Origin of the sequence: Rothia sp. HSID18069 (genome assembly GCF_003989155.1) — a bacterium.
GTDB classification, from domain to species: Bacteria; Actinomycetota; Actinomycetes; order Actinomycetales; family Micrococcaceae; genus Rothia; species Rothia aeria.
In genome coordinates this window covers 414,921-427,577 of sequence record NZ_RBMG01000002.1, presented here as the reverse complement: position 1 = coordinate 427,577, position 12,657 = coordinate 414,921, and the positions used below count along the sequence as shown (strand labels likewise).

Below are 12,657 nucleotides of genomic sequence, written 5' to 3'. Positions count from 1 at the left end.
GACTTACTCAATGTAAGTCCTGTCACTGATTTCTGAAAGACGTTGGATGACTTTTTCCTTGTTACGGTTAGGCTTGATGTCATAAATAGTCCTGCGTTCAATATTAGTCAATACAAGCCGAGGTCTACGGATAATATGTATCTCGTCTATCCCAAGCCACTTAGGAGTTTCAAACTGGTATTCACGTTCTTTGAGTGCCACATAGTCCTTAAAAACGTTCCTAATGGTTTTCTCGTCAACACCAACGCTTTCTGCGACTTCTACAAAGGTCTTAGACATGGATTGCTCTTGAATGGACTTTAAAAGCCTTTTGGTCATACTACGCTTTTCATCTACAGATATTAGGCGTTCCCAGAAGGTAGATCCGCATTCACGACACTTGTATCGTCTACGGTTCAATTGTAAGCCCACTCGCTTTAAACAAATGGGCAAATCCATAATTAGTTGATTTCTTGAACTGTGTTTGTACAACTTGTCAAAACCACATTCAGGACAACGTTCAGGTGGTCCGACTGCTTCAACTTTAAACATCATATCGGTTTCATTTTCTTGTGGCGGTTCTATTGTTTTAATGTCTGGTAGGGATAATAAGTCTGACATATTATTCATCCTTTATTACTCTGCGGTGTTAAGGTATCAATTATAGATTTGATGTCGAAATCATCAGTGTTAAATTATTTTTGTGACCACAAATTCACTTAGAAAATCCCTTAAAGCATTAGCTGGTTCACTTGAATAGGGAGTTGTAAAAAAGTTCCCTTAGCCTGCACAACAAGATAATTTCGAAATATCTTTATCGAACGTAAGTGCAACTAATTTTAGCCCTTCAGCCATTGTTAAATATGGTGCTAGGGTTTCTGTTAAATCTTCTATCGTTAAGCCAAATTTAACAGCTAATGATGCTGCATAGATGACATCTCCTGCATTTTCAGATACAATATGAACCCCTAATACTTTTAGTGTTTCTGCATCTGCTACTAGTTTAAATACACCGGTTGTTTCACGGTTTACAATTGCTCTTGGAACAGCATCTAAAGGTAATACAGATGTCTTCACATCATACCCTTTCTCTTTTGCTTGTTCTTCTGTTAAACCAACCGTTGCAACCGTCGGATTCGTAAACGTAACAGCAGGAACTACCGATAAATCTATTTTTTTGTTTAATCCACCAATAGCATTATCAGTAATAATTCCACCTTCATAGGCTGCTACATATACAAATTGTGGTCCTAAAGTCACATCTCCTGCTGCATAAATCTTTTCATTACTTGTTTGACCAAAATCATTGATCAGGATTTCATTATTTTTTCCAGTTTCAACACCTGCTGCACTTAAATTTAAAGAATCCGTATTTGGTTTTCTTCCAGTGGCAACAAGTAACTGATCTGATTCAATGACTTCTCTACTGCCATTTACTGTTACGTAAACCCTTTTTATCTCTCCACTTTGTTCAACACGCTCAAAAGTTGCCCCTTTGACAAGGTTTATACCCTGTTCAATTAACGCTTTTTCAACTGACTCTGAAATCTCAGGATCATACTCCTTTAAAAGTCGCTCACTTCTTTGCATAAGCGTTATTTCTGAACCTAAATGATGAAATAGTTGTCCAAGCTCCATTCCAATGTATCCTGAACCAATTACAGTTAATCGTTTTGGTATTTTCTTTAACTCAAGAAGTGTTGTACTAGTTAAATAGTCCATTTTTTCAAGTCCTGAAATTTGGGGCAACGAAGGCGATGCACCTGTTGCAATTAAAAAGCGTTTTGCAGATAACTTTGCCCCATTGACCTCAACCGTACTAGCATCAACGAATTTTGCTTCACCTTTAATTAAATCAAAATTATATTCATCAATTAAATCCATATATTTTTGATTCCGAAGTTCGCTCACCAATTTATCCTTTTGCGTGATTAAACTAGCTAAATCCACTTCTCCAGCGGATGTTTGTAAACCTATAAACGGATTGTCTTTTGATAAATGATTGATTTCCCCTGCCCTAAGAAGAGTTTTTGACGGAACACAGCCAATATTCACACAGGTTCCCCCAACCGTTCCACGCTCAATCATTCCAACTTTTGCACCGTATTCTATAGCTTTAATTGCCGAAGAAAAGGCAGCAGCACCAGAACCAATAATAAGAAGGTCATAATTGTCTTCATTAATTAACGCCACGTTTTCTAGTGATGATACTTCTTCAATTTCTCCGGCTTGGTAATTTGCTTCATCAATCGCCTTTATTGCACTTTCAACCTCAATATCATCGGGCAGTTCAAATACTGCTTCACCACGACGATAACTAGACTCAATATTTTTAGCACCTATCTTTTCAAGTGCTGATTCTACGTGTTTTTCACAACCCGTACAAGTCATTCCTGAAATGTTTACCTTAAATTTATTCATAAAAAAGCTCCTTTCGTTAATTAATCTCTCATGTTAATGTTTCTATTATTGGACACGAATGTAATTGCTTTTCATCTGGACATCGTTGTTTTAAGTCGTCTAACATAGTTTCAATTCGTTTTAAATCCTCTATTTGTTTTTGCACTTCCTTTTGTTTTTTAGAAACAAATTCGAACATATCTTGACAACGAACTTCATCTTTATCTACAACACCAAGTAATTTATAAATCTCGCTTAAAGAGAAACCAAGTTCCTGTATTCGTTTAATAAACCCAACACGCTTAACGTCATCATATGAATATATCCGATAACCAGCTTCCGTTCGGTGAGGTTCTTGTAATAAATTTTTTCGCTCGTAATATCTGATCGTTTCTTTATTAACTCCACATTTATCTGCAAACTCACTAATGCGATAAATCATCTTATTTCACCCCCTGAATATTATAAACCATGTACCATAGTACACGGTCAAGTAAATTGGACTATTTTATTTTTTTCCCAAAGTATCACTCGTATGTGATTGATACTTTTATATAATACTATTGATTATCCTAACATCCCACCAGAAAATCCGATTTAAACACCAGTTGTTTTTAAACTATTAAGAAAGTAATTCCACTATATATTCCGAAGACCCTTGTTAAGTTCTTCAGGCAGTCGCATATGCAGTACTGGTGAGTGTTGAGATGCTTGTTCTTTCTGCTCTGAGAGCTTGCGGCGGCCGCGAGTCATCTTAACGAGCTCTGTATAATCATCAGTTCCTGTTGCCGCTTTGAGCATTGCCAAAGCAGACTGCCGAGCTTCTTCCCCGGTGAGTAGAGTATTAGGAACGGGGGTAAATTCTCCCCTTTTGGCTGCCTCCGCATTTCTTCAAAATATTTGTCATTGTATGCAGTCATAGGTCTTAGCCCCTTCCAGTTCTGTGGTGTGTGCTAGTTTCTAAAATACATACTTCGCGAGGGTCACGCAACCGTTATCCTGCACCGGAGTGAAGCCGAAGCGCCGATAGAGCTCGATGACGGGTGTGTCCACAATATCTGTAGTGATGAACCTCTGGCGAATGCCTTCCCGGTCAAAATCGGCGATGATTTTTCCCAGCAGCGCCGACCCGATGCCGTGGCGCTGAGCCTGCGGGTGCACCAGTAGATCCTGGACATACGCAATGGTTTGTCCATCACCCACCGCACGTACCAGACCGATAAGCCGCTCGGCTCCTTCAGCCGTGTTCTCACGCGCCACATAGAGGTACCGCGACCCATCCAGCATAGGAACCAGCCGTTCGGGTGTGCGAGTGTAGACACTCCAGCCCACCGCATCGTACAGCTCAACGAGCTCTTCGGTGCTCGGCAGGGAATTCTCGGCGTTCAAAATACTGTACTGCATACCCACATTATCCTACGCTCGCGCACTAAAAGGCTCTTCTCCCATTAGCTTGCGTCAAAGACGCCGGTTGGTTCGGGAGAAGAGCCTTTTAGACGAGATGTCTGCGCTGTGAGGCCAACGGGGCCTGTGTGTTTAGCCCAGGGCTTCGGCCAGCTGGATACCCTGCGCCACGCCGCCCAAGGTTGCTGCAATGCGGATCAGGTCGTTAACCTGCTCCTTGGAGGCGCCCTCCTCGCGGATGGTGTGCTCGTGGGCAGCCACGCAGTGCGAACAACCGTTCACGGCAGAAACTGCGAGCGCCAGCATCTCAAAGTCGAGCTTGTCGATACCGCCATTTTTACCGATGATCTGCATGCGCAGGTTTGCGCGCTGATCGTCGTAGGCGCCGTCGAGGAAGCCGCGGGTGCGGTAGAAGATGTTGTTCATCCCCATGATGGTTGCCGCGCCGAGTGCCGCATCGTAGGCGGTGTCGCTCAGGTGCTCTTTCGCCTCTGCTGCGATCTCAACGATAACGGAATCAACCTTGGTTGCCGCTGCGGTGGCCAGGATTGCACCCCAGAGCTGCTGCTCGGTGAGCGAGGTGATGCGCGGCAGCGAAGACAGGTTCAGGTTCATGTCCTTCGCGTAGGAAGGCAGTGCATTACGCAGGTTCTCGATGCTCATTACTTCATCTCCTTGAAGGCGTCGATGGTTTCTGCACCTTTCTTCCAGTTGCAGGCGCACAGTTCGTCGGACTGGAGCGCATCCAGCTGGCGGAGCACTTCGTCGGTGTTGCGGCCGACGGAATCTGCGGTAATGGACACCGACTGGATGGTGTTGTGCGGGTCGATGATGAAGGTTGCGCGGTCTGCCACGCCGTCCTTGTTGAGGATGCCCAGGGCGCTGGTGAGCTCGCGCTTGAGGTCGGATGCCATGACGATGGGCAGATCTACGAGCTCTTCGTGGGAGCGGCGCCATGCGTAGTGGGTGTATTCGTTATCCACGGATACGCCGATAACCTGGCAGTCGCGTGCCTCGAACTCATCGGCGAGCTTGCCGAATGCGGCGATTTCGGTGGGGCAGACGAAGGTGAAGTCCTTGGGCCAGAAGAATACGACGCGCCAGGTGTCTTCGTCCAGACCCTCGGAGGAAACGGTGGTGAAGTAATCTTCGGGCTTGTTTGCCTCAATCTCGGCGAGCTTGCCGGGAACAACGCCGGTCAGCTCGTAAGCGGGGAACTGGTCGCCAATGGATAGTACAGCCATTTATGCCCTTTCAGGTTGTGGTGTGAAGCTCCCGAACGATAGTGTGCGGTCTTTCGGAAACTGTATTTTTGGTGCCCTCGAAGGGGAAGTAACTCCATATTATTATGAGTAATTCATAATTACAAGGCGGCAAGGGCCTCTGAGTATGTGTTTTGTATCACTCTATGGTGTGTGTATACTCGTGCCATGAAAATTCCTGAACTCATCACCGAAAAATTCACCCTCAGGCCCCTGCGTGAAGCTGACCTCGACGAACTGGTACAGATCTGCACCGACCCCGAAACCGTGCGATGGACCACCGTCCCCCTGAACTACACACGCGACGACGCGCAAACCTTCCTCACCTTCACCCAGCGCGCCGCAGCAGCCGGGCGTGAACTCACCTGGGCCATTGATGACAGCGGGGTGCTCGCGGGGGCTATCTCCCTGCGCCTGCCCGAAGGCTCCGCAAACGCGCCCGGAACATACGCAGACTTAGGGTTTTATACAGCTGCCCAGATGCGCGGACGCGGCATTATGACCGATGCGGTACGCACCGTCCTCGGCTTCGGCTTCGACCCGCTCGGGCTGGGACTAGACACTATCGGATGGGCAGCACTAGTGGGAAACGCGGCATCCGAACGGGTGGCGGTAAAAGCCGGGTTTACGAATATTACCGACGGAACCAGCACCAGCGCGGCCCGCCCCGATAAGTACGGCAACCGGAAGGCTGTCGCCGTGCGGCAAGCAACCATGACCCGCACCCAATTCGCTGAAATCTGGCGTGATTAGGCGTTGGGTGTACGTATCTTGGCCTCTCTCGCCGCTTCCGTCGCGTAAAAAGGCTCTTGATGTGAATAAAGCGGAGTTTCTAACGCTTTATTCACATAAAGAGCCTTTTTAGCATGGGGAGTGGAGGGGCGCTACCGGATCCCGAACCCCTTGAACGTGCCCTGCGGTTCGCTGAAGGTGGCATCCACAAAGTCCACATGCCCAGCCGTATCACCCGAGTTGAGCGCATCCAGCAGGCGCTCGCAGGAGGCGCGGGTCCCCTGCGCGATAACCTTCACACGGCCATCGTCCAGGTTCTCGGCGTACCCGCTCAAACCCATCGGTTTGGCGGTGCCAGCGCACCACCAGCGGAACCCCACCCCCTGCACCCGCCCGCTCACGTACGCGGTGAGCTGCGCCTCGGCAGGTTCGGGCGCGGTTTTATCGGTGAAATAGCTGAAGAAGCCCATACGGACGCCCCTTTACCGGTCATTACTCGTGCTCATAGCCATTATCTAAAACTGCGGCCCGGATTGCACGAATCCGGGCCGCCACCTGCCACACATACAGGGACTGTACTAGCGCAGCTTATTGCTGTTGGGTGCCGACGCGAGAGCCTGAGCGATCGGGGTGGGCCCGCCAATAAACGGGAGCGCCTTCCCAACCGTGGACGGGTCCTCAATAACCGCCGCCAGCACCTGGGCAACGGTGGCCCGCGGAGTATTAGATTCGGCGCCGGGCGTGTGGGCGGGCTCAATCCCCAGGGTAATGCCGCCTGCCTCCTCAAGGGTGAGCATCCCCGGCCCCAGGATCGTGTAATCCAGCCCCGAGCCGCGCAGGTACTCATCGGTGATCGCCTTCGACTCGGCGTAGGCGTAAAAACTGTTATCAGGGCCAATGCCGTGCCCGGAACCCGCGCCCAGGTACGATACCATCACGTACCGTTTAATACCGGCCAGCCGCGCCGCATCCATCGACCGGATCGCGGCGTCACGGTCAACCGCGTAGGTGCGTTCCGGCCCGCCGACGCCGCCCGCACCGGCGGACCACACCAGCACCTCGGTACCCAGCTCAGTCAAAAGCTTCGCCATCTCCTCGGTGCTCAACGCGGTAATGTCAGTGACCACCGGGTTCGCCCCGCGCGTGACAATATCCTCTGACTGCTCCGGCCTGCGAATAAGCGCATTGACCGCATGCCCGCGCTCCACCAGCAGCGGCTCGGCCAGAAGCGCAACTTTCCCGTGCCCGCCAATAATCGTTACAACAGCCATCGTCTCCTCCGTATGTTGGTGAAAATAGCCTACATATTCAGGCTAGGTGCGCTGGGTAGTGATGTCTACACGCGCCTCTTCCGCGTAAAGAGAAAACGGGCGGGTGCGGCCTGCACACACCGGAACAGCAGACTCGCTGCCACGGGCGCGGCACGTCAGAAAGCACGTCTTCACCGGGAAGGCACAGCTGCGAGGATCACCATCGCCTACTCGTTCACGAACGCAAACAGAGCTATGATGAAGTGCTAGGTTTTTATCGCTCGGCGGTACCGCACAGAAGATGAGGCAGGGGATTTATGGCTGAAGAAGCCGCGCCGAAGAAGCGCCCACACACACCATCCATCGAACACGCCGCCGAGAAACCGTGGGTTGCCATGTGGTCACTCGTGATCGGGTTCTTTATGATCCTGCTCGATACCACTATCGTCACCGTGGCGCTGCCCCATATGCAGCATGAGCTCAACGCCTCGCTCTCCGCCGTGATTTGGGTGACCAGTGCCTACCTGCTCGCCTATGCGGTGCCGCTGCTGATTACCGGTCGCTTAGGCGATAGGTTCGGGCAGAAGCAGATGTACCTGCTTGGTATGGTGGTTTTCACCCTCTCCTCGCTGTGGTGCGGGCTCTCGCCCAATGTGGAGATGCTGATTGTTGCGCGCGTGGTGCAGGGGATAGGCGCCTCCCTGATGACCCCGCAAACCATGTCGATTATTACGCTCATGTTCCCGCCGAATAAACGTGGGGTGGCGATGAGCGTGTGGGGTGCGGCGGCCGGTATCGCATCGCTCGTGGGTCCTATCGCTGGCGGTCTGCTCGTGGATGGCCCCGGCTGGACGTGGATCTTCTTCATCAATATCCCTATCGGCGTGGTCGGCATCTATCTGGCGGTTCGGAATATCCCGCATTTTCCCTCCAAACAGCACAACTTCGACTGGCTGGGCGTGGTTCTCTCCGCTATCGGCCTGTTCCTGATGGTCTTCGGCATTCAGGAGGGTTCTACCTACGACTGGGGCACTATCACCGATTCGCTGTGGGAAACCGGAATCCCGGTAAGCGTATGGGGCATGATTATTGCGGGCATCATCGTGTTCACCCTCTTTATCGTGTGGCAGGCCGTTAACCGTAAAGAGCCGCTGGTGCCGCTGGGACTGTTTAAAGACCGCAACTTTTCGGTGTCTAATATTGCTATCGCGGCGATGGGCGCGCACACCCTGACGCTGGCGTTCCCAACCACCATTTATTTCCAGCAGGTGCGCGGTATGAGCCCCACCCAGGCGGCACTCATGACCGCCCCGCTCGCTCTGTTCTCGGGTGCTCTCTCTCCGCTGGTTGGTAAACGTTTGGGTACGTCAAACCCCAAATGGTACGCCGTTTCGGGGTTTGCCCTGCTGGTGGTTGGATTTGTTGTTCTGCGCGCTTTGATGACGGCGGATCAGTCCCTCGCGCTTCTGCTTGTACCCTTTGCGATTTTGGGTATTGGCAACTCCATGATTTGGGGTCCGCTGGCGGTGACCGCAACCCGCAACCTGCCGCCTCGTTTAGCGGGTGCCGGGTCGGGCGTGTATAACGAGACTCGCCAGGTTGCCAGTGTGCTTGGTTCGGCGGGTATTGCCACGTTCATGGGCGGCCTGATTACCGAGCAGGTTACACAGGCCATGCAGCGGATGCGTCCCGCAGGTGCCGGTGCAGGCGGAGGCGCTATGAGCGCCCCCGCCGTCAGTGGTGAAGGGATGTCCGGCGGTCAGGTTCCCGATTTCCTGCGTGAACCTATTGCCACCGCGATGAACGACTCACTGATTCTGGCGCTGGCTCTGGCCGCCGTGGGCATGGTCGCGTGCCTCTTCTTCGCCAAGCCGGTAGATAAAGGCGCGTGGGCATCCGGGCAGAACGTTTCGGATGCGCCCAGCAGCGAAAACACCAGTACCAAAAATAGCAGCGCCGAAAACCCCGGCGAGACTTCCAGCGCGGAAGCCCCTAAAGCCACCGGCGAATCGGATCCAGAGCCCTCTGATGAAGGGGCAGAAACAGGCTCAAAACCCTAACGATACGCAACAAGACGAAAGCGGGAGCGGTTCCTTCATCAAGAAACCGCTCCCAATATGTAATGCGCTGCTTCTTATCCAGTGTGCTCTCGAAAGAGGGCGCATACCGCTCGGCGATACGCTCCCTACGCTGCCGCCTGATCCTCGGCGAACGCCTCTGGGTCTACTCGCCCGGTGTCCACGAGCACCTGTGCGATAGCGCCGAGCGCCTCCTCATTCTGAAGCGAAGAAATATCGCCCAGCTTATGCCCCTGGTAGAGCTCACCCAGCAGACGGCGGGTAATCTTCCCTGAACGAGTCTTAGGAATATCGGCGACCGCGACCACATCCTTGGGTTTAGCGATAGGACCAATATGCTCGCGCACATGCTCGGTGAGTGCAGTCTTCAGCTCATCTTCGGTGAGTGCCCGACCTTCGTCGGTGAGTGTCACATAGGCGACTGCCTGGTGGCCAGTTAGCTCGTCCTCCACGGGGCACACGCCAGCCTCCACCACGGCCGGGTGCGTCACGAGCGCAGACTCAATTTCGATGGTCGAAAGGCGGTGCCCAGAAATGTTGATCACATCGTCGATGCGCCCCAGAATGTACACGTTGCCCTCATCATCGACCTTCGCACCGTCACCGGCGAGGAACCAGCCGCGCGTACCGTAGTGCTTCCAATAGGAATTCAGGTAGCGTTGCGGGTCGCCCCAGACAGTGCGCGCCATGGAGGGGCCGATCTTATCAACCACAATGAAGCCCTGTTTGCCGGGCTCAACGAAGTCACCGTGCTCGTCCACCACGCGCACCGAGACGCCGGGGACTTCGCGGGTGGCGCATCCGGGAAGGGGAGTGCAGTGCGGGGTACCTTTGGGGAAGGTCCCTTCGGGCGCGAAGGCGGGGTCGTGTGGCCGTGGGGAGCAGATGGTCGAGCCGGTCTCGGACTGCCACCACGTATCAATAAACGATGCGGTACCCCCACCCACGTGCTTGCGCAGCCACTTCCACGCCTGAGGGTTAATGGACTCGCCCACAGACCCGAGCAGACGCACGGATGAGAAGTTGTATTTTCCGGGTTCGGGGCCGTCAGGAAAAGCCCCCATGAGGGAACGAATCAGGGTTGGAGCGGTGTAATAGTTGGTGACGCCATAGCGTTCGATAACCTCGAAATGGCGGCCATAATGCGGAGTATTGGGGGTACCCTCGAAAATAACCTCGGTCACCCCATTCACGAGCGGACCATAGATTTCATAGGTGTGCGCGGTCACCCACGCGAGATCGGCAGTACACCAGTGCACAGTCGATTCAACCTTCGCCGGATCGTTCACGGCAGACAGCTCATCGGGGCGCAGCACCCCGTCGTCATCCACATAATCCGGCAGCAGATCGTACAGCAGCGCGTGGGTATATGCGGTCTGCACCAAATACCCTGCCATCGTGTGCACCAGGCCCTTGGGTTTGCCCGTGGTGCCGGAGGTATAGATGATAAACAGCGGGTCTTCGGCATCGTGCAGCTCGTACTCATGGGTATCGGGCTGATCGTCCACCAGGTCGTGGTACCAAATATCGCGCCCGGCCGTCCACGGAACCTGCACGTGCGCCACGGGGTCTGCGGCGCTTGTACGGTCCACCACAATCACATGCTCGATATTGTTCTCACCCGAGCATGCTTCATCGGCGTTCACCTTCACAGGCACGACCTTGCCGCGGCGGTTCTGCCCGTCGGTGGTGATCAGAACCTTCGCGCCGGTGTCTTCCACCCGGAACTTCAGCGCCTCCGCCGAGAACCCGCCGAACACGAGCGAATGAATTGCGCCGATCCGCGCGCACGCAAGCGTGAAAATAATGGTTTCGGGAATAACCGGCAGGTAGATTACTACACGGTCGCCTTTACGCACGCCGAGTTTGAGCAAGCCGTTGGCGGCGCGGGCGATGCGTCGCTGCAGTTCGGCGTAGGTGATAGCTTCACGATCGCCGGGTTCACCCTCGAAATAGAGGGCTACTTTGTCGCCGCGGCCCGCCTCCACGTGGCGGTCCACGCAGTTGTAGGCGACGTTGAGTTTGCCGCCCTCGAACCACTTAATCTCGGGTACGGAGTATTCTTCGATGCCCTCAGCATCGGTTCCGATAACCTGCGGTTTCTGGAAGGTGTGTGCGTTGTCCCAGGCCTTGCCCCAGCTTAGGCGCTCGGCTTGTTTTTCCCAGAACGCTACCCGCGCCTCGTCAGATTCATGCGCGGGGTTGGGGGTAGGGGCTAGCGGGTTTGTGAACGAGAAGGGGCTGGGCAGTCCCACAGTATCTCCCATCGGTTGCTGGCGTTAGCACCTTCGGCGTTATAAGGGCGCATGATGCGCCACCGCAGGCGAGGTTGCTGCGACGTCGTCGAGCCAGGTCTCTCGGTCGCTCTAGATGGATTACCAATCTAGTAAACCCTGTAGCTGGCGCAGGTGCAAAGGCATCCCGTCATATTGCGTGTGTGCACACCATGTTCGTAACATTCCGCAATATTTGTTTGATCCCGCACCCAGAGATTAGCTCTCGCGTCGCATACACCCCAGGCGTACAGCCGGCCGGGCGGAGAAACTCTAATCCGCAAATCTAATGAGCTTTAGACTTAAACTCGTTCTTAATCTTGCCCCGTAGGCTTGCATCTCTTGATAGGCTTCATCGTAAGTGCCTGAAGATTGAGCCAAAATAAAACACTCACGGAAGGGGCGTCTGATGGCTGTTAAGCGTATCGTTACTAATCTTGCCGCTGATAAACCTGAGTCAGCTGCTGCTTTTTACCGGGACATCCTGGGCCTGGAGCTGCTCATGGATCACGGATGGATACAGACTTATGGCAATGCGGAAACTACGACTGTGCAGGTCAGCATAGCTAGTGAAGGCGGATCAGGTACTCCGGTGCCTGATTTATCGGTTGAAGTAGATAATCTTGATGAAATCCTCGCCCGCATTCATACGGCAGGTATTACGCTTGAATACGGTGTTGCTGAAGAGCCCTGGGGCGTGCGGAGGTTTTTTGTTCGCGATCCGCTGGGGAACCTGGTGAATATTTTGCAGCATATGTAGCGGATATCATCAAAACTATCACCAGAAGATGGGTTATTAGATTGCTATAAGAGCTGCTGGAAGCGCAGGGGCAGGCGTTATCCTACAGAGATAAATATTTGCAGCCTATAAAATTTGCGGGTAAATGATTGTTTTTTAAACTATGAAATAATGTAAAAACTCTTGTGTGGTGCAGGGAATTTAAGCTAGGCTACACCACAGTAGGCTAGAAGAGCCTATGTCCAAGAAATTTGGGCTTATGATGATTGGATAATGCAATGTACACCAAAGCAACGTTCACTAAAATTACCTCTTTCCGGGCCGCTACTCATGGATGGTACTGGGGGAATCGTCGTGATATTTACGGAGCCCTCCGGTACGCTAATAAGTAGTATCTTTGCCTTTGGGCAGAACCGGAATAACATACTTTTTATTTAGAAACTTCTGGAAATTCATGCACACATTGTGTAATGCAATATATTCCACATATTGTTTTTAGGGGCGTAATGTATAGTAAGCCAGAATTTAAAAAGATTTCCT

12 protein-coding genes and 1 riboswitch are annotated in these 12,657 nt (G+C 52.4%); of the genes, 3 read left to right on the top strand and 9 right to left on the bottom strand.

Annotation, left to right across the window (positions count from 1 at the left end; all coding sequences use genetic code 11):
* Positions 1-3: 3 nt before the first annotated feature.
* The 6 genes from D8M41_RS11970 to D8M41_RS07580 all read right to left on the bottom strand — a co-directional run bounded on the left by D8M41_RS11970 (position 4) and on the right by D8M41_RS07580 (position 5,027).
* Positions 4-600, bottom strand: a complete 597-nt coding sequence (locus tag D8M41_RS11970; RefSeq protein WP_238693495.1) for a transposase family protein — start codon at positions 598-600, stop codon at positions 4-6.
* A 159-nt stretch (positions 601-759) separates the two neighbouring features.
* Positions 760-2,400, bottom strand: coding sequence for a mercury(II) reductase (gene merA, locus D8M41_RS07600; protein ID WP_001031935.1), 1,641 nt, complete (start codon positions 2,398-2,400; stop codon positions 760-762).
* 28 nt (positions 2,401-2,428) lie between these two features.
* Positions 2,429-2,821, bottom strand: coding sequence for an Hg(II)-responsive transcriptional regulator (gene merR / locus D8M41_RS07595; protein WP_001863748.1), 393 nt, complete (start codon positions 2,819-2,821; stop codon positions 2,429-2,431).
* Positions 2,822-3,339: 518 nt separating this feature from the next.
* A complete protein-coding gene (locus tag D8M41_RS07590; protein ID WP_126926721.1) occupies positions 3,340-3,783 on the bottom strand; it encodes a GNAT family N-acetyltransferase in 444 nt (147 codons plus the stop codon).
* 132 nt (positions 3,784-3,915) lie between these two features.
* On the bottom strand, positions 3,916-4,446 hold the full coding sequence (locus D8M41_RS07585) for a carboxymuconolactone decarboxylase family protein (RefSeq protein WP_023133585.1): 531 nt from the start codon (positions 4,444-4,446) through the stop codon (positions 3,916-3,918).
* Positions 4,446-5,027 carry a peroxiredoxin gene (locus D8M41_RS07580; RefSeq protein ID WP_023133587.1) on the bottom strand — a complete coding sequence of 194 codons (582 nt, stop codon included), beginning with the start codon at positions 5,025-5,027 and terminating at the stop codon, positions 4,446-4,448. Before D8M41_RS07580 ends, D8M41_RS07585 begins: the two co-directional genes overlap by 1 nt.
* A 186-nt stretch (positions 5,028-5,213) precedes the next feature.
* On the opposite strand from D8M41_RS07580, the gene D8M41_RS07575 reads away from it, so the two are divergent.
* Positions 5,214-5,798 carry a GNAT family N-acetyltransferase gene (locus tag D8M41_RS07575; protein ID WP_126926720.1) on the top strand — a complete coding sequence of 195 codons (585 nt, stop codon included), beginning with the start codon at positions 5,214-5,216 and terminating at the stop codon, positions 5,796-5,798.
* Between the two features lie 131 nt (positions 5,799-5,929).
* On the opposite strand, the gene D8M41_RS07570 is transcribed toward D8M41_RS07575, so the two are convergent.
* Both D8M41_RS07570 and D8M41_RS07565 read right to left on the bottom strand, forming a co-directional pair.
* On the bottom strand, positions 5,930-6,247 hold the full coding sequence (locus tag D8M41_RS07570) for an acylphosphatase (RefSeq protein ID WP_126854264.1): 318 nt from the start codon (positions 6,245-6,247) through the stop codon (positions 5,930-5,932).
* 108 nt (positions 6,248-6,355) lie between these two features.
* On the bottom strand, positions 6,356-7,048 hold the full coding sequence (locus D8M41_RS07565; RefSeq protein WP_126926719.1) for an SDR family oxidoreductase: 693 nt from the start codon (positions 7,046-7,048) through the stop codon (positions 6,356-6,358).
* Between the two features lie 296 nt (positions 7,049-7,344).
* Between D8M41_RS07565 and D8M41_RS07560 the strand changes: the two genes are divergently transcribed.
* Positions 7,345-9,087, top strand: a complete 1,743-nt coding sequence (locus D8M41_RS07560; RefSeq protein ID WP_126926718.1) for an MFS transporter — start codon at positions 7,345-7,347, stop codon at positions 9,085-9,087.
* 125 nt (positions 9,088-9,212) lie between these two features.
* Here D8M41_RS07560 and D8M41_RS07555 read toward each other — a convergent pair whose 3' ends face one another.
* Entirely contained in the window at positions 9,213-11,360 is a 2,148-nt protein-coding gene (locus tag D8M41_RS07555) for an AMP-binding protein (RefSeq protein ID WP_126926717.1), read from the bottom strand.
* 5 nt (positions 11,361-11,365) lie between these two features.
* Positions 11,366-11,482: riboswitch (SAM riboswitch) on the bottom strand.
* Between the two features lie 305 nt (positions 11,483-11,787).
* Here D8M41_RS07555 and D8M41_RS07550 point away from each other — a divergent pair.
* The gene (locus D8M41_RS07550) at positions 11,788-12,138 is read left to right on the top strand and encodes a VOC family protein (RefSeq protein WP_006888509.1); all 351 of its coding nucleotides are present in this window, start codon (positions 11,788-11,790) and stop codon (positions 12,136-12,138) included.
* The last annotated feature ends 519 nt before the right edge of the window (positions 12,139-12,657 follow it).

Bases quoted from the DNA above. Each gene is read 5' to 3' on its own strand.
- D8M41_RS11970 (WP_238693495.1), bottom strand. From the start codon at position 600: ATGTCAGACTTATTATCCCTACCAGACATTAAAACAATAGAACCGCCA.
- merA (WP_001031935.1), bottom strand. From the start codon at position 2,400: ATGAATAAATTTAAGGTAAACATTTCAGGAATGACTTGTACGGGTTGT.
- merR (WP_001863748.1), bottom strand. From the start codon at position 2,821: ATGATTTATCGCATTAGTGAGTTTGCAGATAAATGTGGAGTTAATAAA.
- D8M41_RS07590 (WP_126926721.1), bottom strand. From the start codon at position 3,783: ATGCAGTACAGTATTTTGAACGCCGAGAATTCCCTGCCGAGCACCGAA.
- D8M41_RS07585 (WP_023133585.1), bottom strand. From the start codon at position 4,446: ATGAGCATCGAGAACCTGCGTAATGCACTGCCTTCCTACGCGAAGGAC.
- D8M41_RS07580 (WP_023133587.1), bottom strand. From the start codon at position 5,027: ATGGCTGTACTATCCATTGGCGACCAGTTCCCCGCTTACGAGCTGACC.
- D8M41_RS07575 (WP_126926720.1), top strand. From the start codon at position 5,214: ATGAAAATTCCTGAACTCATCACCGAAAAATTCACCCTCAGGCCCCTG.
- D8M41_RS07570 (WP_126854264.1), bottom strand. From the start codon at position 6,247: ATGGGCTTCTTCAGCTATTTCACCGATAAAACCGCGCCCGAACCTGCC.
- D8M41_RS07565 (WP_126926719.1), bottom strand. From the start codon at position 7,048: ATGGCTGTTGTAACGATTATTGGCGGGCACGGGAAAGTTGCGCTTCTG.
- D8M41_RS07560 (WP_126926718.1), top strand. From the start codon at position 7,345: ATGGCTGAAGAAGCCGCGCCGAAGAAGCGCCCACACACACCATCCATC.
- D8M41_RS07550 (WP_006888509.1), top strand. From the start codon at position 11,788: ATGGCTGTTAAGCGTATCGTTACTAATCTTGCCGCTGATAAACCTGAG.